Consider the following 21,712-nt stretch of genomic DNA (forward strand, 5'->3'; position numbering starts at 1 on the left):
TTCGCAATCGAAACTTGGACTTGGAGCGTGTGCCTGCTGTTGGTAACGACGTGAGAACGCATGTCAATCCTAACGGCCCCGACGACCAGCGAATTGTGTGTCATCGTGCCGGTTGATCTCGGCTGCCTGTCAAGGTCAACGTTCACCCGGCTTGCAACGCGCTCTCGGAAGCGAGCCAAAGACTTTCTTGGGAAAGCAGGCCCGGAGAAAAAATCGTGAGTTTCTTCCAGCGTCTAAAGACAGAAGCATCTCTCGAGTGGCGGGCTTATACCGAGCATCCCTTCACGGACCGGTTGGCTGACGGCTCGCTCCCCGAAGCGGCGTTTCGTCACTACCTCGCTCAGGACTACCTGTTCCTCATCGAGTTTGCTCGCGCCTACGCGCTCTCGGTCTACAAGTCGCCCAAGCTTGCCGACATGCATGAAGGGGCGGCCGGCCTCGCGGCCATCCTCGACGTCGAGATGAACCTGCATGTGAAGCTCTGCGCCGGTTGGGGCCTGTCCCCGAGCGACCTCGAACAAACCCCTCCGGCGGTCGAGATGCTGGCCTATACACGCTACGTGCTCGACGCCGGAATGCGCGGTGATCTGCTGGCACTCAAGGTGGCGCTTGCCCCCTGCGTGATCGGCTACGCGGAGATCGCAATGCGGCTCGCCTCGCGACCCGACGCGGACGCTGCGACGAACCCATATCGCGTTTGGATCGCCGAGTATGCTGGCATGCCATACCAGGAGGTCGCGGCGAAAGCACGGGCGCACCTGGAGCATCTCGCCGACCGCTACTCCACGCCAGCCCGCGAGGTAGAGCTGATCGCGGTATTCAAGGAAGCCACCCGACTCGAGGCCGACTTCTGGGAGATGGGCTGGCGCGCGGGCCAGCGTGTTGAATAGTCATTTCGGCAATCGTGAGGCTCATAACCTGAAGGTCATAGGTTCAAATCCTATCCCCGCAACCAAATAAGATGCTGTATTTGCAGCACGAAATCAAAAAGCCGCCCTTCGGAGCGGCTTTTTGTTTGTCTGGAATCGCCACCGAGTCGCCACGGCAAATGCAACGCCGCACCGTCCGTCCCACTCTCTCCGCCAGGCCACGACGATCTTGTCGTAAGACCTGTCTAAGCTTGTCGCATTGAAAAGCGTTTTCGTATCGAAGTCGATCGCGTTCGTCAGCCGGGGTAGTGGCTCGATCAACTCACTTGGGTTCCGATCGACAATTTCTCAGGAGGTGGCGGGGCACCCCAGAATTTTGTGGCTCTAACCGGCTTTGCGAGCCGGGTCGGCCTCATTCTCCAGCAGCGGCATTTCCAAGCTGGGGATTTCCGGCATCGCCTTGCCCGCGATAGCCTGAAGGTCTCCGACCATGCCAACCGTGGAATCGAGGACGGCCAGTATCTGTGCTTCTCGCTTGGCCCACTGTCTGACGAGGAACTTGCGTTCCTTGTCCAGGTCTTCGCGCATGTCATTGAATTTCTCGACGACCGCCTCCACACGCTGCCGAAACTTGTTGCCGCTCAGGTAGTGGTAGACCTGCTCCATTTTGGTGTGCTGTCCCTGCTGCACAAGGCGAGAGCTGCTCACGTCGATCAGCGCCTGGCGAAGAGCTACGGCTACGGGTAGCGCGCACCGGGGGTGCGCCACCCACACGCCGTCGATCCGATCGAACTGCTCGACGTGTTTGGGCAGGGCCTGGGAAATGATCAGAGCCACATCTGCGCCCGAGCGACGTTGATCGTCACGCAACTTGCCCAGCCACCCATCGCTCCAGGCCTTCGTGCGTTTCGTTTCCCACAGGATAATACCAGCGGGCTGACCGATCTGGCTGTTCACCTGCTGCATAACGTCTGCGCCCAGCTCACCCTTACCGACCGGTTCAATCGAATCCGTGGGGAAACGACCTCGCAAAAGTTCCTCAAGTTCGAGCTCGAAAACCTCGCCTTGCGACTGCTGCGATCCCTGCTCAGCTTTCCTCTTCAATTCCTCGATCGTTCGAGTCATCGACTCGATAGTCTGGTCCTTCTCCGCAACCCGCAGCCGGGCAGCTTCGTCCGCCTCCTGCCTGGCTTTGGCGTGAATTTGTTCGATGGAGGCCTGCACGCGCCGCTCGATCGTCAGGTCGAGCTCGCGCTTCTCTTCGTCCAGCGCCCTCTGCTTGCGGATGAGCTCCGCTTGCGCCTGCTGCGCCTCCGCCAGCTTGGCGTTGTTGCTCTGTAACGTCCGCTGCAACTCTGCAATCTCGTTGGTCCGTGCCTCCAGGTCTGCTGCTGAAGCATCACGCGCCTTCCTGGCTTCGGCCTCGATCAGTTGGGCGCGTTCGGCCGCCAAACGCTGCATGACTTGATCGTTGATCGCCTCGCGGTCCTTGAGGACTTGCTCGCGCTCCTGGCGTAACGCCTCGGTCTTGCGCGAAACTTCGGCATCCTTGCTGGCAAGCTGTTCCTGAAACTGCCGGCGGGTCTCCGCAAGAAGAGGAGCGGCAAGAGATTCGGTCAGCCTCGGCGATGGCTTCCGCATCACGGAAGTCATTCTTCTGTCCCTTCGAATAGGGGCGCACGTATTTCGCGGGCATCAGTCGGGCGTCGTGGCCGAGCATTTGGAGCTTGCGACTGAGATGATGCGCGCCGACGCAGGCCTCCATACCGATTAAGCACGCTGGCAGGTTGGCGAGCCGTGCTTCTACCTGGCCGCGTGACCACTTCTGCCGCAGCACGATTGCGCCGCGCTGATCGTGGCCCACGATGTGGAACGAGTTCTTGCCGATATCGATGCCTATCACGGCGATCGCTGAGCTGAGTTTCTGAGACATGGCGTGCTCCTGTCTTGGCCGCCCCTTGCCAGCTTGTCGTGCTGGCAGGGCCGGAGCACGGCCGGACCATCCCATTAGCGGGCCTTGCCTTAGGCCGCCTCGGATGTCCGCCCCGCTCGCATCTCGCGCCGTCTGCGTTTGGAACTGAAACATTTTCTAGCCTGAATGATTTGCTCCCGGGGCTTCGCAAGATGCGAGGCATTCATGAACCCTCTTTCGGCGAGCGACGTGTTCCTTACGGTCGCGGTTATGAGCACGACGTTCCTGATTGAGATCGGGTTTTTCATCCTGATCGGAATGTTCTGAAATAGCGCGCTATGGGTGGTGCGCAGCGGGTGCGAAGGTCTAGTTCTCCTCGAACTTGATGGTTGAGACCGGCCATCTTCCGTCATGACCTTTGATTGAAATCCGAAGCCCGTGCAATTCATCCAGCCAAACGTTCTCGACCGTGCCTGCCTTTCCGTCGGTAAGGACGACGGTTTTGCCGATCAATTCGGATTGCGCCTTACCGTACTCATTCAAGATCGTCGATGCACGAAGCTTCACCGGCGGCATCGTTCATCCATGTTCCGCCGAGCCGACTGCGGCTCAACCGCGCGACTTCCAGTGCTCGGCCGCTTCGAATTCGCGGAGCCGATCGATTTGCGCTCTCAGGCTCGCCGGTAGTTCCGGCTCTGGTTTCAGCGACGCACGTAGTCTCTCGCCGATCTCTCGAACGATGGCCCGACTGTGTATGTGGTCAATGTCAATTCGGTTGCGCATGACGGAGCCTTCGGTTCCGCCAGCACGCCGTGCACTCCCCCCGCAACCGATCGGGGCACTGCTGGCGATTTTGAATAGAACCGGAGACCGTCGCTTTTGGCTATCTGCGCGAGCGCTTGTATTGAGAACAGCGGGTCGTTCGCCACGACCTTTGGCTATCCGCGACATGCGCCGTGTTACTACCGGCGAGCGACGGCCTCAGTTTTTCTAAAGCCTGGCGGACGCTTTCGTTCCTTGATTTTCTGATCGCGACCGCGATGTTCCATTCCGAAGGAGGAACCTGCCCCAGCGGCTACTCGCTGGCGCCATGGAAGCAACTTCCGATGCGGCCGAAAACATTGGGCCGCATGCGTTCGGGAACCATTTCTGAGAGTGCCCGGTTAGTTCATGGGGCGATCCGGTTAGTTCATGGGGCGATCCGGTTAGTTCATGGGGCGATCCGGTTAGTTCATGGGGCGATCCGGTTAGTTCATGGGGCGATCCGGTTAGTTCATGGGGCCATCCGGTTAGTTCATGGGGCGATAAAGGGGACCATCGTCATGAGGACCAAATATCTCGCTGCGATTGCGATAGCTGTTCTTGCTTGTAGTGGGCTGGTCGTGAATTCCGTCGGCTCGCTTCATCGCGAAAAGCAGTCCACGCTGGCCGCCATACAAGTGGCGGACCGATTAGCTGGGTCCGTGGATCCGTATTTGATACGGTCTGGTGGCTAAAACGGCCGGTGTAACTCAGAAATGCATTGGCGGCGCTGCCTTAAGTCATGGGGCATCGCGCCCGTTCGGCAAGCAAGGCTGTAACGCCTTTGCCTCACATCCCATCGCGCTCGCATCCATACGTCGCATTCCTCGTCTGTCGGATTGAACGCTGCCTCTGCCTACGCCGCAACTTCGTGTCCGTTACTTCCGATATTGTGCCCAACGCTGACGTCAGATTTACAACTTTGTTTGTCCGCTGAGTGCACCGGAGCGGACCTCGTCTGAATCATTCCATAACATCGGATGTGCGAACGGCGGCCGACGCCTGCCAGCTGCTGATCATAGCCGGAGCCCAGGTCGGATACTGGAGGAACAGCTGACCTGCTTCGCCCGACCCCGAGCACTTCCGTCTCTGACCTTAGGCTACATCGCGGCCACTCGGCGCTATTGCCAAAAAAATTTAGGCAACCGCTCAAGGTCGATCGGGCGCTACGAAAGGCTTGATCCTCTAAGTCTGAGCGTGTCCCTAAGCGCCGCAGCGAGCCTTCCGTGATCAACGCTGGACGGGCGCCGAATTTCACGAATCATCCGATGAGCCATCGCCCTTTGTGGATATCGAACTTCACCAAGCCTTCGTCTCGCATTTTCAATAGAAGGGATTGGCATGCTTCTTCATTCACGACATTGGCGCGTTTCATGACTTCGTAGACTTTGAGTGGCTTTTCGCGGAGCGCGCTCAGGATATTTTCTCGATCATTCAGCACGACTAGACTCCTAAGGTCACCAAGCGCGCCAGATCACTGAGAATACGAAAGCTGATCTTCCGTAACGACTCGCTCGATATTCTCCGACTTGCACTTGATGCGGTATCTAAGACGTCCATCTGCCTCGACGGGCATATGTTGAACAATGGTGTAAATCATTGGTGGATCATTTGCGGCACGTCCTTGTGGACCTTGGGGCTGATGGCGAACGTCTTCATTCAGCTTATAGGCAAATGACATGTGTCCACCTCTAAATTTGCCGCTGCTCTAGCGTGGACCGCGCTGTGATGCAATGCATCCTATTGCCCTCCAGCTTAGGCTCGTGAGAGATTGAGCAAGTCGGCGCAATTGCCCAGAACCTGCGGCGGCTCGCATCGCTGGTTGCGCGCCCGCCCACCCACTCAGGCGCTCTGTGTTGCGTAGCGTAAAGTTGCGTAGAGAGCATCAAAATCGGCCGTTTGCAGGCATTCGTCTTGCTTTTACGGAACTAGGTAAACGAACCAATTATCGTTCATTCCATGGCGTTCATCAGGCTGGCGATGTTGATCGTCGCGAAGTTGGAGAATGTATCCGAGACGGCGTAGGGGAAAATGATCTTGTCGTGATGTCGCAACGCGCCGCAGGTGTACACGACGTTTGGGACATATCCCTCGCGTTCGGACGGATCGGGCCGAAGCAAGGGTTCACTCAGGCGCGCAAGCACTTTCGAGGGATCGTTCTTGTCCAGCAACGCTGCCCCGATCGAATATTTTCGAACCGGCCCGACACCGTGGGTTAGCAGCAGCCAGCCCTCATCCAGTTCGATCGGCGACCCGCAATTGCCGATCTGCACGAACTCCCACGGGAATTCGGGTTTCAGAAACGCGTGGCCGCAATCGTCCCATGTATAGAGGTCGTCGGAATAGATGAGATAGAGATTTTCATTGTCTTGCCGGGCGATCATGGCATATCGGCCGCCGATCCTCTTCGGGAAGAGCGCCATACCCTTGTTGCGCGCGGCGCTGCCCTTCAGAGTGGACAGCCTGAACGATACGAAATCGGACGTCTCAATCAGCTCCGACCTGATCGCCCTGCCGCTATAGGCAGTGTAGGTCGCGTAGTAGATCTGTCGTTCGCCATCGCTGAACTGCACGAAGCGTGCGTCCTCAATGCCATTCGACTGAGATGAGGTAATGGGAAAGATGACCCGCTCGCTGATATCTTCGCCGCTTTGGAAAGCGATCTCGACATCCTCCCCGGCTGGCCCCTGCGTCTGCGCGAGAATGGCAGGACTCGAGGCCAGGCGCGTCGTTGGATCGACGCTGACCGCTCCGTCTGCCGCGATCATTCCGGACCGAAAGGTCAGCGACGAAATGTGGCCTTCTCCGACGGCACGAAGGCTCAAGACGAAACGTAACGCGTCGGGAGGCGCGCCGGACTGATCGGGATGCGCTACGATACTCGGGTTGAATAAGGCAGATGCTTCGAACGAATATTCGTTGAGAAAATAGGCACCGACCAATTGGCGTTGCGTTTGCGTGAACGAGGCGTGGACGGCCAACGCACCTTCCATTTCGTCGGCGCGGGCCTCGAACGCTCGCAGCAAATTGCGGTGGCGGCCGAGGAAATTCTCAAGAACATCGGCGAGTTGGCGGGCTGCCGCATCGGCACCGAGTGCTAGAACCCGATCGACGATGTGGTTCGCGCGGGTCTTGTCCGTGGGGTTGAGATCGCGCGGCTCGGTAGCCGGCTTGAAGGGGCGCACGATGACCCGTGTTGGATCGGGCCGCAGATAAAGCGCCTGACGGTTCAGGAATGGAGATTGCGACAAAGCATCCTCGGATTCAACGAGAGGGAAAATAATGACAGGCCGTCAGGCAACCAGCGGCGCGGGCTGTACGCGGCTTTCACTCAGGCGGGCGAGTTGTCTGATCTCGCAGAGGCCGAGCAAGTACGACACGACCGATTCCCCGCCGCGGTTCTCATTCGGACGGTCGGGATGCAGGCCGTCCCGGCAACTCCCGGTTTCCAGATCGACCAGGGAAACCGAAAGGTCGTTGCTGCCAAGGAACCACGCGAACACACGCGCGGCTTCGGCTTTCCACTCGACGTCATGGTCGGCGCGCCATGCCGCGAGACAGGCGGCGATGGTGGCCGCGGCCTCTAGCGGTTGTTGATCGAACGCCCGCGGCGTCAGGCGTGTCTCGCCAAAGCCTTCGGTGCCGACCGGGCGGAACTGACCGCTCGCAGATGTCTGCCGCTTCACCAACCAACGCAGCGATTTCAGGCCGCCATCCAGATAGACGGCCCTCTTGGTGGCCATGCCGGTCAGGATGAGGGCTTGCGACAAACGGGCGTTGTCGTAGGCAAGCCCTTCTTCGAACCAAACCCAGTCCTGCGTCTCGACCGCATCGAAGATCGCGATTAATCTATCCGCCAACCGAAGCCGGAGATCGGCGGCGCCCAAGTCGCCGGGAACGGCGGTGCAATAACCGTCGAGTCCCAGCAGGACGAAAGCCCAGGCGCGCGGCGAGTGAAAGGCGTCTACGCTCCCCACAGCCTCGGCGAAAAGCGCCGCAGCCCATGTCCGCCGCGACAGGTTCGCATCGGTCAACGAGCATGCGCCGAGCGCCCACAACGTCCGGCCATGGCTGTCTTCCGACCCCCTATCCTCAAGCCAGCTGCGGTTAAAGCCCATGAAATTGCGAAACCGCCGGGTGTTGGGATTCCAGGCATGCTGGACAAAGCCGGCAAACCGCGCCGTCAATACCTCCGGCAATCGCTCCTCGCCGGGAATGTTGAGCGCGCACGCCAGTAGCAGCGCGCGGGCGTTATCGTCGACACAATAGCCGTGGGAGCGATCCGGCACGCAATGTACGGCGTGCTGGAACAATCCGGTGTCGTCGCACATCGATAGCAAATGATCGATGCGCATTTCCGGTGGCGCGCGGCTGTCGCGCAGCAGCGTGCTTGTGTCTGAGCGCGCAATCGTCTTGAGACGATGCCTGCGGCCGGCGCCCTCGAACGTTGACACATAGCGTTCTGCCGTCCGCTCCCATGTCATGGGACGGCTGCTCGAATAGGCGCGCTTCCGCATGGCTTGCCGCAACACCGCGTTGGTGAGTAGCTTCGCGATTTCGTTGCCGATGGCGGCGGCGTCCCCAAACGGAACCAGGATACCACGGCCATCGGCCAGCAACTCGCGCGCATGCCAGTATGGCGTGGAGACGACCGCCTTTCCCAAGCCAAAACTGTAAGCCAGCGTGCCCGACGTCATCTGGGCTTCGTTTAGATACGGCGTAACATAGACATCGCACATCGAAATGAAATCGAGTAGCGTCGGCTGATCGACGAACTGGTCAAGAAACACGACATGCTTGTCGATACCGAGCTCACGAACACGCGCCACGAGGCTCTCGCGATAGGCTTCGCCCTGGTCGCGTATCAGGTTAGGATGGGTAGCGCCGAGCACGACATAGACCGCATCCGGACGGCTTCTCAGGATCGCAGGCATGGCGTCGATCATGACTTCGATTCCCTTGTTGTGCGACAGAAGGCCGAAAGTAAGAATGACTGCCCGGCCGCTGAAACCTCGCTTGGCTTTGGCCTCGTCCGGTTCAACGAATGCAAATTCCGGAATTCCGTGCGCGATGACCTCGATCTTCTCGTCGACCACTTGATAAACGGTTCGCAGCAATTCGCGGCCCTTTTCGGCCATGACCACGATCTTGGACGATATATCGGAAATCCGGACGATGACTTCGCGTTGCACCTTCGTCGGCTCGGCAAGCACGGTATGGAGCGTGGTCACGACTGGCATATTCAGGCGCGACAGCAGGGCCAGGATGTGACCGCCGGCGTCGCCGCCGAAAATGCCAAATTCATGCTGAAGAGAAACAACCTCGAACCGGCCGTGGTTCAAGAACTCCGCCGCACGAATATAGTCCTCCGGCTGATCGTCGTTGACCTGAAATCCAACCGTGGAAGGATAGTCATAGGCCTGGCCGTGATCGGTCATCGCGACGACGACCGTCTCCAGATCAGGCCGCGAGGCAGCGACAGCGTGCTGAAGATCGGTAGTGAAGGTCGCTATGCCACACCGGCGAGGCAGCGAATTGCCGATGAATGCGACCCGATTTAGCGTGACCACGTTTGCACCTCCTCTGTTTTCGGACGGGGATGCCCGGGCGTGGTTCGGCGCTGCTCAACGAGTGCAACTGAATCTGCATGTGGGCCGGGATAGGCGAGGAGTGCCCTCAAGCCTTCGGGGCCGGCCTCGATCTTAAGCTGATCTGCCTCGAGAAAGACGGCTTGACCGACGGACATTGTCGCTGCTGCCATCTGGCCTTGTCCCTCAATCAAGACAACCCAGGCCTCATCCTGGGCGTCGAGCGTCCAGACCGAACCGGCGGCAAGATCGATTTGCTCAAGAAAAAAATGGGCGCTAGTGACGAGGGCTGTTCGCGTCTCATTCAGTTTCTGCGAAGGCAGTTGACGCGGTGCTGGCCCTGCCCTTGTAGCCGCAACGGCATTGTCGGGATGCAGCTCACGCTGCCGCCCGTAGTCGAAAAGGCGGAACGTGGCGTCGCTTTGCTGCTGGATTTCGGCAAGAACGATGCCCGCGCCGATCGAATGAATGGTGCCGGCGGGAACAAAAATAGCATCACCGCTGCGAACCGGACGCCACTGCACGAGGCCACCGATCGAGCCATCGGAAATAGCGGTTCGCAGCTCCGTCGATGAGAGCGAACGCTTCAATCCGATGGCAACCCGGGCATCAGGCGCGGCCGAAAGAATGTACCACGCCTCGGTCTTGCCATTGGCCAGACCGATTGATCGGGCGAACGTATCGTCGGGGTGAACCTGAATGGACAGCGGCTCGGTCGTGAAGAGCAGTTTGAGCAGCAGCACACTCGCCGGGAAAGTCGCGTCCGCGCGCCGAAACCATAATTCGCCGATCGGATCGTCACTGGCGGCAATGTCGCTCCAGGGAAGCAAATTGCGGCTTCCCCACGGCTTGCGTCTGGCCTCGACAATGGCGCGCTCGATCGACACTCGGTCTCCCTGGCCTCTGCGACGCAAGCCGTACCACTCGCGATCAGGCGACGCTTTCTCTTCGAGAAGAGAGCGGCGTGGGCCTGGCTTCGGTGATGTGGTTGCGCTGAATGGCGTTCGCTGCCAGCATCGTTTTACGGCGACCCTGATGGCAGCTCAGTTCCGCAAGCCAATTCTGCGAAGGATGACGCCCGGACTGGCACCATCGTTCGACGGGCGACGAAATCGTCACCGACTGTGCGCTCTTTCTTCCTAGATAGATATGACTATCTTCGGTCATGCCGCAATCGACAGTTCGACACGTTCTGACTATGAGGTGACCGATACCTCCACATCCATGTTCAGAAAGCTATCACTGCTGCCAAAGAAGTTCCCTGACACCGGCGTGCACTGGCTGATATCGCGAGCGACCGCAACGGGGATCAGATTGCTGCCTCCGACGCTGCGGTTGGTCGGGTCGAAGGTAATCCAGCCCGCGCCGGGGACAAAAACCTCGGCCCAAGCGTGGGTCGAGCCCGCTTCGGCCGAGCCCAGCCGGTCGTGGTTCGAATCGTGCAGATAACCCGACACGACGCGCGTACCGAAGCCGAGCTTGCGTGCTGCTTCTGCGAGCAAAACCGCGAAGTCGCGGCACGAGCCCCAGCCACAGTCGAGCGTCTCGTTGGGCGATTGGGTGCCCTCGGCTTCGCGGGCTCTGATACTGGATGCGTTGCGCGACACCGGCATTCAGGTCCTTGAGCAGGGAAAGGGTATCGGTCGGACTGCTGCGGACGAAACCTCTCGCCCAGTTTTGCAGCCGCTCTGCTGGATCAGGATATTGCGCGATAGCCAGTGCTCCGAGGTCGGTCCATTCGTCAGTGGAATAGCGAAATGGGTAGGAGATAGCCGAAGCGGCGATGGCAAAAACCGGACAATCAGCCGTGTTAAGCGAGATATTCGCCACGCTATCGATAACGAGCATATCGGTCATGGCCGTGAACGTGGCCACAGCGACTGCATTACCGAAGACGTCATATGCCCACGTCTGCACCGCTACCGGCGTTATCGTCAAGTTCTGCGATGCGAGACGAAGGTCGCGACTTTCGCGTGGACGAAGCATCAAGCGGTGTGGTGCAAGCCTCACCGATTCACGGAAACGATAGATAGTTTTTTATGTTGAATTCGAAGCGCAACCAACAGGAGCTCCAATATTCCACGCTTACAAGCAGTTCGAGGCAGACTATGCGATCTCGGCGCACGGCGCACTTGTAACTGCGGAACTCAGGCTCATATTGTTGATATGGCCAAATCCCCAGTTCGCCTGCTTGACGTAGCCGTGTCGCAATCCGGTCAGGGACGTTGGAAGTGGAACGTTTCCGACGGTGCAACAGAGATCGCGTCGGGGTTTGAAACTACGCGGGAAGCCGCTCAAGCTCAGGGTGATTCTGCCTTATTCGCGCTGCTGTCCATCAACCGGCAATAAAAACGGCTTAGTATGGCAAATAGCTGGTCTCCTGCGCGCGAACTATTGCCCCTCGCTAATGCTCGCGCGAAGGTGCGGTAAGTCTTTCTACCTGCAAATCGCGCGTACACGAGCGGAGGGTCGTCCTCCTCTAGCACCGCTGAATGGGAGGCAATAAAATCTGCCAATCGGCGATCGAGATTTCGGCCAGACCTCGACGGTGCTCCGGCCTTTGGATTGCGCGGCGCGCACTTCTCGAGCGCCGTAGCTCCGAGCCGATCCCGTTCATTGGCGACGATCTATTTTCAAGTTTCGACGAGAGCCGTTCGTCAGCCATGCTTCGGCTTCTAGTGGCTGCTGGACAGCAGCAACAGATCATCTTGTTCACTCATCATCGCTACGTAGTCGATCTCGCGCGGTCGATTAACGAGCGATTGATCGAGGTGATTGATCTGTAAGAAGGTTATGCCAATGGGGCCGGCCGGGGGTCCCTGCGCGAACCGCCGGAATGCTAGGCCGCTGACCGATTGCTTCCATAACAACGCATACGCGAATGCTGCTCGTCAAAAATGCTTGGCAGCAAGAAGCCCGAGCAGGACTGTGCACGAGGCGGCGGATACTGCGACCATATTAATCAGGTTTCGCGTGGCCACCGATAGCATCGATGCCGAGGAGGACGGCAACGAGTGCGCTTTTGATTTCTTGCGTTTTGGCCTTTGTGGCGTTGTTTTTGTAGGCATTGCATTCCCGAGATGGCGGGCCAGGCCGCCATGCGGCCTGACCCTGACGCTTCCCTGTCGGGATTTGTCCCCGATCTGCAGCCACCATTGCATGCTCGCGGACGAGAAAGCTTAAGGGGTCTGGTAAACCAAAGCGGACCGGAGCTGATGGTTTATGAATTCGCGATGTCTATCGCGCGGAAAGGAGAGCCAGGTTTTTGCAGTATCGTTGATTATATCAACCGGGACCTGCTCAAGGCAGCGTGCAACCGTGCGCCGGTACCGCACGCTGACACGCCATCTCGTCTATCCGGCCAATCGCCGTGATCGCGGCCTGAGCGCATACGAGGTTCTGCCTCTCTGGGCCGACGTTCCCGCAAGAACGGCCTATAGGTGTAGTCCCACTCGCTTACAGCGTGTCATCGGCGGGGATTTGGCGCTGTGTATGTTTGATTTTGGCTCGCCGCGAAACAACGCAGTGATCAGCATCACGGCGGCAATTGGGGGTAGACCGGACATCCGCGAAGTCAGACGAAAACCGTCGCGATTGACCCATAGGCGACATTCGCCTAATCGAAATTTCGCGGCGTAGCAGTCTCGTGCCGTAGCGTACACCCGCCTTACAAGGGCTTGATCTCCACCTTGCGGAACTTAATCGCTCCCGCGCCGTGTTGCAGGGCGATCGAGCCTTCATCGAACATTCCGTTCCGCAGCTCGGCCGTTTTCTGTCCATTGAGCACGACCGTGATGTCGCGCCCCTTCGCCGTAATCTCGAACGTATTCCATTTGCCGCCGGCTTTCGGCATCGGATTGATCTCGACGTAACGTGTGATCGCGCCAGTGCCGTAACTCGGATCGGGCCGCTGGTCAAAGATATTGGCTTCGTAGCAGGTACGGTCGGTGATCTTCTTGGCGTCGAGGCAGCGGAAATAAATGCCGCTGTTTGCATCATCGCTCGGCCAGAATTCGACGCGCAGCACGAAGTCCTTGTACGGCTTCTTGCTGACGAGATAACCGGCCTCTTTGTCTTCCATCTTGTCGGCAATTACTGTGCCGTCCGCCAGATGCCAATTGGATTTCCCGACCTGATCCCATTGTTCGAGGTCTTTGCCGTCGAACAGCGTGATCCAGCCCGCTTCCTGAGCTTTAGCCTGCGGCAGCGCCTGACTCATGGCGAAACCCGAGGCGACGAGTGCAAGTGCGAATTGCAAAGAATGTCGCAACGTCTTTGGCATGATTATCTCCTCCTGGTTGTCTGCCGATTGTCTCTCCGGGCGCTAGTCTGATAATAGGCCCTTGCGCAAATTCTGGCTATTCAACGAAGATAGGAGAGGCATGGATGGACGGAGGCTCCACATGACGAAGTTGGCGATGCGCTCACAGCCTTCGCATGAGGTGCCGTTTGGGGCGACGAGGCGCTAAAGCTGTGCGACCGCAGTCGTGGACGCGCTGCGCTACCGATCGCGACGTAACGGATCAAACCGTCTCCCAATGTCGCCTATTGTGCCCAAATGCGAAGTGCACGATGTCCGCTATTTGGGTCGCTATCGGGGGAAAGCGGACGTCGCACACAAGCCTCAAGACGAACTGGCAGCCCTTTGGGCGCAGTATGGCGACCACGAGAATATGGTTTGGGAAAGCCGGTATTGCCTGCCGGTGGCGCGCGAGGAGCCGGGCGAAAAGCGAGCGGCCTGTTTGCGCCAAGAGAATGCGCGCACTCGAGGACGTGAGCGCTAGGCTACTATGGGGGGATTAAGCGGACCGCACATCTCGGCTACGTCCGCTATGACGTTGTCAAGCGGATACGGCTTCTCCCATCGTCGCACATCTTGAAAGCGGTCAGGAATCATGTCGGCGCCATAGCCGGTCGCGAATATGAAGGGCTTTTTCATGCGCCTGAGTTCGTCCACGAACGGATAGATTGAGGCGCCCCGCAAATTGATATCGAGCACGGCCACGTCAAAGCTATCGTGCGTCATAGACATCGCCTGGGCGACTTCGGAAATTGGCCCAATCACATAAGCACCCAACGACCGAAGCGCGTTCGCGAGGTCGTCTCCGAGAAGATACTCATCCTCAACGATGAGGACACGGCAGCCCTCAATTGGAGCTTGGCGGTTCATGTTTCAGCCGTCGCGAAACCGATTCGTCTAGAAGGAGCAAATGCCGGCATGCAGAAACGTTCCGACCTATTGTTCCAACTTTCGCGTCTTTGCGGCAACAAATGCCGACGCGTGCGCTGTATTATTGCGCGCGTACATCAAACTAAATCGGAACGGGGATCAACGCACGATACGGGCCGCGGCTTCTTAACGGGGCCACGTATCGGGCGTTAGTGGCTAGCGCATGTGTCCCAGCGGAATGCCAAGCTTCAGCGCCTTTTGACGAGGCGAGCCAACGCTTCGCTTCATTGTCTTGGCGATCTTCACGACGGGAGTCTTCGCCTTCGAATGAGCGCGAATCTCCTTCACGTCCGATTTTGTGAACTCACGACGGACGATCTTCTTCATTTTCTTAGCCATTGCCGCTCCTCATTCTGAGCGGCGCTTCTACCCGCTATGGTGGCTGAAGAACAGCTATGCTTCGACCGATGTCCGCTTTTAGATGGGGAGCGGGCGCTCAGGTCAATTGGATCAATGGCCGCAAATGACCCTGATGTATGGTCCGGCCGTGCGTTGCAAGAGGTTCGTCGATCTGGTGGTAAGCGGTCTTGCATCAATGTATCCGGTCTCTAGTTGGAGCTGTTTTGCTCCGGACCATCATGGATATCAGCGCGCGTGCGACCTCATTAACGGACAGGCCTCGACGGGCCATCCGGGTCACCAGTGTTCGCATGCGCTCGGAAGACCGATCCTCCATCTCGTCTTATCCTCTCGCAGACCTCGGCTGGAAACTGTTGATAGGGTTACGTCATCGCCTGCTCCTCATACCGCGCAGTTCCTTTGTTCGAGGCAAGGGCCGTTCCTTCGTCCCGGCCCTGCAGAACGTCGATCGCGTCGCGCGCAGGGGCGGTCAAGGCCGGCCGTCGCGCTTGGCTTGCGGCGGGCTCCGGCGTTGCCAGGCCGCGCCTTGACCGCGCCGAGCACGGCGCGAGGATCAAGCAGGTCGGACGCCTGCATCGTCGGTCCTCGTCAGCTCGAAGGCGCGTCCTTTAGCCAGCACCGCCCAGGCGATGCGGGCAAGCTTGTTGGCGAGCGCGATCGCCAGCACGTTGTGGTGCAACCGCCTCTTGGCGGCTTCGATCCAGGATTTGAGCCCGTAACGTTCCCAGTTCTTGATCCTGACCAGCACAACCCATGCCGCCTGCACAAACAGAACGCGCAGGTAGCGATTGCCGCGCCTCGAGATTTTGCCGAGGATCGTGCGGTCTCCCGTCGAGATCTGCTTGGGCACCAGTCCGAGCCAGGTGCCGAAGTCACGGCCTTTGGAGAATACGTCTCCAGTGCCGATCGCGGCCACCATGGCGCTCGAAATGATCGGCCCGATGCCAGGCACCGTCATCAGGCGCGAACATGCCTGATCTTGACGGGCCAGTGCTTCGATCTCGCCGGATAGGCCGTCGATGCGCTGATCCAGCCGGCGCCAGTCGCCTGCCAACTCCTCGATGACACGCAACATGCGTGGCGACAGGGCATCGGTGCGCGTCGCAAGGATGGTGGGCAGTTCCGTGCGCAGGAAGCCGATACCCTGGCGCACGGCGATCCCGCGTTCCAGCATGAAGGCGCGAATCTGGTTGATGATGCCGGTGCGTTGCGACACCAGCCGCTCGCGCACCCGATGCAGCGCCTGCAGATCCAGTTGCTCCACGGTCTTGGTCGCCACGAACTTCATCGTCGGGCGCTGCACGGCTTCGGCAATCGCTTCGGCATCATTGAAGTCGTTCTTCTGTCCTTTGCTATAGGGGCGGACATATTTGGCCGGCATCAACCTGGCATCGTGACCAAGCGATGCGAGTTTGCGGCTCAGGTGATGTGCGCCGACGCAGGCTTCCATGCCGATCAGGCAAGGCGGTATATTGGCGAGCCGCGCTTCCACTTGGCCACGCGACCACTTTTGCCGCAGCGCGATGGCGCCGCGCGCATCGTGGCCCACGACGTGGAACGAGTTCTTGCCGATATCGATGCCGATCACGGCCATCGCGGTATTGGGTGTCTGAGACATGGCGTGCTCCTTGTCTGTGGCGCCCCTTGCCAGCTTCGCTTGCTGGCGGGGCAGGAGCACGGCCGGACCATCCCATTAACGGACATTGATTGCTGAAGACCGACCCAGGCAACGTGGTTCCGAGTACGGCTTGCGTGCGGGCGACGCCGAACTAAATCGTGGTCATTTACGGAGAGCAAAAGTCGGTTCGAGACAGCTTCCGGGTCCTATCGCTCTTCGGAAAGGAGATGGAGAAAAGGCGAGGCCATTGCTATGTCGAACGACCAGAAAAAGATCGTTTCAGCTTCGACCGCCGAGCCACTCGGGGTCGAGTTCGAGCGACTCCTTCAACCAACCCGCTATTTCCAGCACCCCCGTGACGTCGTCCGGGACGATACCCTGACCTCCGCCGAAAAGCGGGCCATCCTGTCGTCATGGGCATCCGACGCCTCTGCCGTCGAATCGATGCCTGCGCTGCGGCAGATCCGCGGTTCCGGTCACGTCGTCAAGTTTGATGAAGTGATCGACGCCTTGCAAGAACTTGACGGCAAGGCCGACGACATCGGCGGGATGGAGAAGCCGCAACGCAGGCGCCGTGGCCCGGACCGCGGCGGTAATCCCGAGGAGGGGCCGACGGGAAGCGGCTATTGGTACTGAGCCGTCGCGATCATCGTTTCCCCTCTTGACGGCAAAAGCAGCCCACCTAAATCGTGCTCGCCGATCGCCCATCCGGGGATCGGCACAGTCCAACGGGGCGGCCGCTCTTTGGGCGCCCCTTGTATCCATGTTGCTCAAATGGAGGATATGGCTATGAGAGACTTCGATCTCACCCCCGTCTGGCGGTCGACCATCGGTTTCGATCGCCTGTTCGACCTCATCGACGATTCGTTCCGGTTGCAGGGCCAGGACAACTATCCGCCCTACAACATCGCACGCGTCGGTGAGGACCACTATCGCATCTCGCTCGCTCTGGCCGGTTTCAAGCCGGAGGAGATCACCGTCACGGCAGAGCAGAACATGCTGACCGTGGAAGGCCGCAAGGTAGAGAACGGTGATCACGAGTACCTGTTCCAGGGCATCTCGGGACGTCCGTTCCGGCGTCAGTTCAACCTCGCCGACTATGTCGAGGTCACAGGCGCGTCGTTGGAAAACGGGCTCCTGCAGATCGAGCTGATGCGCAAGTTGCCGGAGGCCATGAAGCCGCGCCGGATTGCGATCGACGCCGGCGCTGGCAACGACCACCAGCAAATCGAGCACAGCCAGGCGGCCTGATCGGAGCGGCCCGGCCGCAATCCGATCGGTCGACTATGGGTTTCCCGTGCGCGGCCCGGCCGCGCCGGGGGCTGGCCTTTGCCAAATCTAACCAGAAAGGAGAAATCACCATGACTATCAGGGATCTCATTCCGTGGAATCGTAGCCGCGACGTTGCGGTACACCGCGGCGAAAATGCAAATCCCTTGCTGACGCTGCACCGTGAAATGAACCGCGTATTCGATGACGCCTTCCGCGGTTTCGACGTGGCGCCGTTCGGCTCCAACCGCTTGTTCGATCGCACGTTCGGGTGGCCGGACATCGAGGTCAGTGAGACCGACAAGGAGGTCAAGGTCACGGCGGAATTGCCCGGCCTTGAGGAGAAAGATGTCGGCGTCGAACTCGCGAACGGCGTTCTCGTCATCAAAGGCGAGAAAAGGGCCGAGACTGAGGACAAGGATCGGCTCTTCAGCGAGCGCTACTATGGCCGGTTCGAGCGGCGCATCCCGGTCGACGATATCGAGGCGGACAATGTCGATGCCTCGTTCAAGAGCGGAGTGCTGACCGTGACCTTGCCGAAGTCGGCCAGGGCGCAGGAGAAGGTGAAGCGTATCGCGATCAACGGCAAGTAAGGCCAAGGTAAGGTCAAGGGCGGGAGCCACGCGGCTTCCGCCCCGCCTTTCGATCGGGAGGCGACGATGCTGCAGGAGACGAAGAGCACACATGAATGCTGGGCGGAACGGCACGATGCACCTCGCAGGGCGCTAACCCGGTCTGTATTTCCAGATGATGCGTTGGCCGTGATTTACAAGCCGGCGCGCTCGGCCATGACCTCGGGGAACGCGCGCACCCGCGATTGGAAGCTGCGCTTCGAGCCTCGTTCTCGTCCTCTGATCGAGCCGCTCATGGGATGGACAGGTTGCGATGACACGTTATCGCAGATCGAGTTGACATTCCCGTCGGCAGCCGCAGCCGTCGCCTACGCTCGGCGCCAGGGTTTGCGTTACCTACTGCAAGGTGCGGACGATCCCGACACACGGCCGGGTTCAAACGCGAAGGTCGCCAACACGAATTCCTCGTCGCCAGACATACGGTCGTCGGACGTGTGGCCTTGGCGACTGGAATGGGTCGAACGGACGCTCGGGCTGAGGGGCGTTCAAAACAAGTCGGGATCAGTACTCGGTCCTGCCGCGTATTACGCGAGTCCCCAGGACGTGCTTGATGACCACGATCTTTCGCCGGCGCAGAAGCGGGACGTTCTCCGTCGGTGGGCGCTGGATGCGTACCTGAGCGAACTGGCTCTCTTCAAGGGCGAACCGCAATCCGAGCCCTCACGTTTGGACGAGGTGATCGACGCACTGTTCGATCTGGACGAGACGCAGGCCAGCACGTCAGCGCGCCGGACGCGAGCGACGGGGCCAGATTGTGAAGACCGCGCAGCATGAGGCAATTGTGGGCATGAGACCCGGAGGCCTGACCATGACGAATCAAACCCGCTTCAATGTCGGATACGCGATTGCTGCCATCTTTCTGGTGTTTATGATTCAGTACGCGGTCTCGGTTGCCAACCAGATCGCGCCGATCCCCTACAGCGACTTTCAACGTTTGTTGCACGAAGGCAAGATAGCCACGGTCGGCGTATCGGACCGCTTCATTCAGGGATCCCTGAAAGAACCGCTACCCGGCGGGCAAAAGCATTTCGTCACGACCAGGGTCGATCCGCAATTCGCAGGCGAGCTCGACAAGTATGGGGTCCGCTACACCGGCCAAATCGAGAGTACGTTCTTGCGCGACCTGTTGTCGTGGGTGATGCCCGTTCTCTTGTTCGTGGGGCTCTGGTGGTATCTCGGCAAAAGGTTTGCGGACGCGCAAGGCCTCGGCGGCGGCCTGATGTCGATCGGCAAAAGCAAGGCCAAGATTTACGTCGAAGCCGATACCGGTGTCACATTCGACGACGTCGCGGGCGTCGACGAAGCCAAGGACGAACTGCGCGAAGTCGTGGACTTCCTGAAAAGTCCGGCAGACTACGGCCGGCTCGGCGGCCGCATGCCGAAGGGCGTGTTGCTGGTGGGGCCGCCCGGCACCGGCAAGACGCTGTTGGCCAAGGCGGTCGCCGGTGAAGCGAAGGTACCGTTCTTTTCGATCTCGGGCTCGGAATTCGTCGAAATGTTCGTCGGTGTAGGTGCGGCGCGGGTGCGCGACCTGTTCCTGCAGGCCCACCAGAAGGCGCCCGCCATCATCTTTATCGACGAACTCGACGCGCTCGGCCGGGCGCGCGGCATCGGTCCCTATGCCGGAGGCCACGACGAAAAGGAGCAAACGCTCAATCAGCTTCTGGTTGAGCTCGACGGCTTCGATTCGCGCTCCGGGCTCGTGATTCTGGCAGCCACCAACCGGCCCGAGATTCTCGATCCCGCGCTGTTGCGGGCCGGCCGGTTCGACCGCCAGGTGCTGGTGGACCGGCCCGACAAGAAGGGCCGCGTGCAGATCCTGCAGGTTCACATGAAGAAGGTGAAAGTCGCACCCGATGTCGATGCCGACAAGGTGGCTGCACTCACACCAGGTTTTACCGGCGCCGACCTCGCCAATCTCGTCAACGAAGCGGCGCTGCTGGCGACGAGGCGAGGCGCAGATGCAACGTCGCTGGCGGACTTCGGCAACGCTGTCGAACGGATCGTGGCGGGTCTGGAAAAGCGAAACAGGCTGCTCAACCCGAAGGAGCGGGAGATCGTCGCCTATCACGAGATGGGCCATGCGCTGGTGGCACTTGCGCTGCCGGGTGTCGACCCCGTTCACAAGGTGTCGATCATCCCGCGCGGCATCGGCTCGCTCGGCTATACGATTCAGCGTCCGACAGAGGACCGCTTCTTGATGACGCGCGAGGAACTGGAGAACAAGATGGCCGTGTCGCTCGGCGGTCGCGCCGCCGAGCTAATTGTATTCGGTCATCTTTCGACAGGTGCTGCAGACGACCTGCGGCGTGTCACCGATATCGCTCGCAGCATGGTTACACGCTACGGAATGTCCGACAAACTCGGCAACGTCGCCTATGATCGTGATCCGCGCACATTCCTGACCGGCCCCGATCTTCCATCGCCTCCGCATGAACGGGATTATGCCGAGAAAACGGCAGCGACCGTTGATGAAGAGGTACGGGCCATTGTGGAGAAAGCATTCCAGCGCGCCCTCGATCTCCTCAAGGAACGGCGCGCCGTTCTCGATCGCACGGCCCAACGTCTCCTTGAAAAGGAAACGCTGGAGGAGGCAGAGCTAACTCAACTGGCCAATCATCCGGAGCCTCGATCGCCACAAGCCGCTGCCGAATAGACACGACCGTACGGCACTATCATGGTGAAAATCATGCTATGCCTAAAGCCCGCTGGCTGATGGAGCCGACGATGCCTTTGAAAAAGGACTTTTCTGATCTGCGCCTGTCGTTCGAGCCGCTGACGCTCTACCAGAAATTCGAGCAAGTCTGCGTCCTGATGCTGACCACGCTGATCGCCATCATCATTGCCCTCGCGCTGTGGAATCTGACGCTGAAAATCCTGCTCAGCATCTGGGCAACCAATTTCGATCCGACCGATTATGGTGTGTTCCAGACGGTGTTTGGCATGATCTTTACCGTCATCATTGCACTCGAGTTCAAGCGCTCCCTGCTGGTGGTGGCGGAGCGGCGCCACAGTGTTGTGCAAGTACGCTCTGTCATCCTGATTGCGTTGCTGGCGGTGGTACGCAAATTGATCATTCTCGATCTGTCGAGCACGGATGCCTTCCATCTGCTGGCGCTCGCCGCAGCCATCCTCGCGCTGGGCGCCGTCTATTGGCTGGTGCGCGACCAAGGGCAGCCGCGCGAAATCATCGCGGCGGGAGACGGATGAGGTTGCATTGCAAGGCGGTCGCTACAAAAGCTGACAAAACGAGTTCAAATTCAAAGTTCCTAGCCCGACGCGAGGAAACAGGTTGCCAGCAAACCGACCTGCACTTCTGTTGTTGTGCCATCACGACATTTGCCGCAGTACAGCGACATGTCCGGAGTTGGGGATAGAGCAGAAGCGGCCGGCATACGGCCAAAGTGATGCGATTGACCCTAGCTGTGTAAAA

At 59.3% G+C, this 21,712-nt stretch carries 19 protein-coding genes and 2 pseudogenes; 8 read left to right on the forward strand and 13 right to left on the reverse strand.

Annotation, left to right across the window (positions count from 1 at the left end; translation table 11 throughout):
- Positions 1–215 precede the first annotated feature (215 nt).
- Complete coding sequence (tenA, locus tag IVB18_RS11210) at positions 216–890, forward strand: thiaminase II (RefSeq protein ID WP_247989221.1); 675 nt, start codon at positions 216–218, stop codon at positions 888–890.
- 363 nt (positions 891–1,253) lie between these two features.
- On the opposite strand, the gene IVB18_RS11215 is transcribed toward tenA, so the two are convergent.
- The 9 genes and pseudogenes from IVB18_RS11215 to IVB18_RS11255 form a co-directional block, all read right to left on the reverse strand.
- Positions 1,254–2,522, reverse strand: a complete 1,269-nt coding sequence (locus tag IVB18_RS11215) for a DUF2130 domain-containing protein (RefSeq protein ID WP_247989222.1) — start codon at positions 2,520–2,522, stop codon at positions 1,254–1,256.
- Positions 2,488–2,802: pseudogene (locus tag IVB18_RS11220) on the reverse strand (transposase); the annotation flags it as partial. The gene IVB18_RS11215 and the pseudogene IVB18_RS11220, both read right to left, overlap by 35 nt.
- Before the next feature lie 345 nt (positions 2,803–3,147).
- Positions 3,148–3,357 (reverse strand): PRC-barrel domain-containing protein, encoded by a 210-nt coding sequence (locus tag IVB18_RS11225; RefSeq protein ID WP_135217292.1) that lies wholly within the window; start codon positions 3,355–3,357, stop codon positions 3,148–3,150.
- 1,486 nt (positions 3,358–4,843) lie between these two features.
- Positions 4,844–5,023, reverse strand: coding sequence for a hypothetical protein (locus tag IVB18_RS11230; protein WP_247989223.1), 180 nt, complete (start codon positions 5,021–5,023; stop codon positions 4,844–4,846).
- Positions 5,024–5,534: 511 nt separating this feature from the next.
- A complete protein-coding gene (locus IVB18_RS11235; protein WP_247989224.1) occupies positions 5,535–6,833 on the reverse strand; it encodes a glycoside hydrolase family 130 protein in 1,299 nt (432 codons plus the stop codon).
- Positions 6,834–6,875: 42 nt separating this feature from the next.
- Positions 6,876–9,152: a glycosyltransferase family 4 protein gene (locus IVB18_RS11240; RefSeq protein ID WP_247989225.1), complete on the reverse strand. Its 2,277-nt coding sequence runs from the start codon at positions 9,150–9,152 to the stop codon at positions 6,876–6,878.
- Positions 9,140–10,057 carry a class I mannose-6-phosphate isomerase gene (locus IVB18_RS11245; protein ID WP_247989226.1) on the reverse strand — a complete coding sequence of 306 codons (918 nt, stop codon included), beginning with the start codon at positions 10,055–10,057 and terminating at the stop codon, positions 9,140–9,142. The genes IVB18_RS11240 and IVB18_RS11245 overlap by 13 nt, the downstream gene beginning before the upstream one ends.
- 43 nt (positions 10,058–10,100) lie before the next feature.
- A complete protein-coding gene (locus tag IVB18_RS11250) occupies positions 10,101–10,337 on the reverse strand; it encodes a hypothetical protein (RefSeq protein ID WP_247989227.1) in 237 nt (78 codons plus the stop codon).
- A 29-nt stretch (positions 10,338–10,366) separates the two neighbouring features.
- Positions 10,367–11,233, reverse strand: a pseudogene (locus IVB18_RS11255) (transglutaminase family protein).
- Positions 11,234–11,662: 429 nt separating this feature from the next.
- Here IVB18_RS11255 and IVB18_RS11260 point away from each other — a divergent pair.
- A complete protein-coding gene (locus IVB18_RS11260) occupies positions 11,663–11,956 on the forward strand; it encodes a hypothetical protein (protein WP_247989228.1) in 294 nt (97 codons plus the stop codon).
- 881 nt (positions 11,957–12,837) lie between these two features.
- Here IVB18_RS11260 and IVB18_RS11265 read toward each other — a convergent pair.
- The 4 genes from IVB18_RS11265 to IVB18_RS11280 form a co-directional block, all read right to left on the reverse strand.
- Positions 12,838–13,389 (reverse strand): DUF1080 domain-containing protein, encoded by a 552-nt coding sequence (locus tag IVB18_RS11265; protein ID WP_247989229.1) that lies wholly within the window; start codon positions 13,387–13,389, stop codon positions 12,838–12,840.
- A gap of 561 nt (positions 13,390–13,950) precedes the next feature.
- Entirely contained in the window at positions 13,951–14,340 is a 390-nt protein-coding gene (locus IVB18_RS11270; protein ID WP_247989230.1) for a response regulator, read from the reverse strand.
- Positions 14,341–14,556: 216 nt separating this feature from the next.
- The gene (locus IVB18_RS11275; RefSeq protein ID WP_247989231.1) at positions 14,557–14,739 is read right to left on the reverse strand and encodes a hypothetical protein; all 183 of its coding nucleotides are present in this window, start codon (positions 14,737–14,739) and stop codon (positions 14,557–14,559) included.
- Between the two features lie 574 nt (positions 14,740–15,313).
- On the reverse strand, positions 15,314–16,378 hold the full coding sequence (locus IVB18_RS11280; RefSeq protein WP_247989232.1) for an IS110 family transposase: 1,065 nt from the start codon (positions 16,376–16,378) through the stop codon (positions 15,314–15,316).
- 252 nt (positions 16,379–16,630) lie between these two features.
- On the opposite strand from IVB18_RS11280, the gene IVB18_RS11285 reads away from it, so the two are divergent.
- The 6 genes from IVB18_RS11285 (at position 16,631) to IVB18_RS11310 (ending at position 21,489) form a co-directional block, all read left to right on the forward strand.
- Positions 16,631–17,014: a hypothetical protein gene (locus IVB18_RS11285; RefSeq protein ID WP_247989233.1), complete on the forward strand. Its 384-nt coding sequence runs from the start codon at positions 16,631–16,633 to the stop codon at positions 17,012–17,014.
- Between the two features lie 153 nt (positions 17,015–17,167).
- The gene (locus tag IVB18_RS11290) at positions 17,168–17,629 is read left to right on the forward strand and encodes an Hsp20 family protein (protein ID WP_247989234.1); all 462 of its coding nucleotides are present in this window, start codon (positions 17,168–17,170) and stop codon (positions 17,627–17,629) included.
- A gap of 110 nt (positions 17,630–17,739) precedes the next feature.
- A complete protein-coding gene (locus tag IVB18_RS11295) occupies positions 17,740–18,240 on the forward strand; it encodes an Hsp20/alpha crystallin family protein (RefSeq protein ID WP_247989235.1) in 501 nt (166 codons plus the stop codon).
- Positions 18,241–18,306: 66 nt separating this feature from the next.
- Positions 18,307–19,053, forward strand: a complete 747-nt coding sequence (locus IVB18_RS11300; RefSeq protein ID WP_247989236.1) for an NADH dehydrogenase ubiquinone Fe-S protein 4 — start codon at positions 18,307–18,309, stop codon at positions 19,051–19,053.
- 34 nt (positions 19,054–19,087) lie between these two features.
- Positions 19,088–20,935, forward strand: coding sequence for an ATP-dependent zinc metalloprotease FtsH (gene ftsH / locus IVB18_RS11305; protein WP_247991607.1), 1,848 nt, complete (start codon positions 19,088–19,090; stop codon positions 20,933–20,935).
- 59 nt (positions 20,936–20,994) lie between these two features.
- A complete protein-coding gene (locus tag IVB18_RS11310) occupies positions 20,995–21,489 on the forward strand; it encodes a phosphate-starvation-inducible PsiE family protein (RefSeq protein WP_247991608.1) in 495 nt (164 codons plus the stop codon).
- Positions 21,490–21,712 lie beyond the last annotated feature (223 nt).

The organism is Bradyrhizobium sp. 186 (assembly GCF_023101685.1).
Lineage (GTDB): Bacteria > Pseudomonadota > Alphaproteobacteria > Rhizobiales > Xanthobacteraceae > Bradyrhizobium.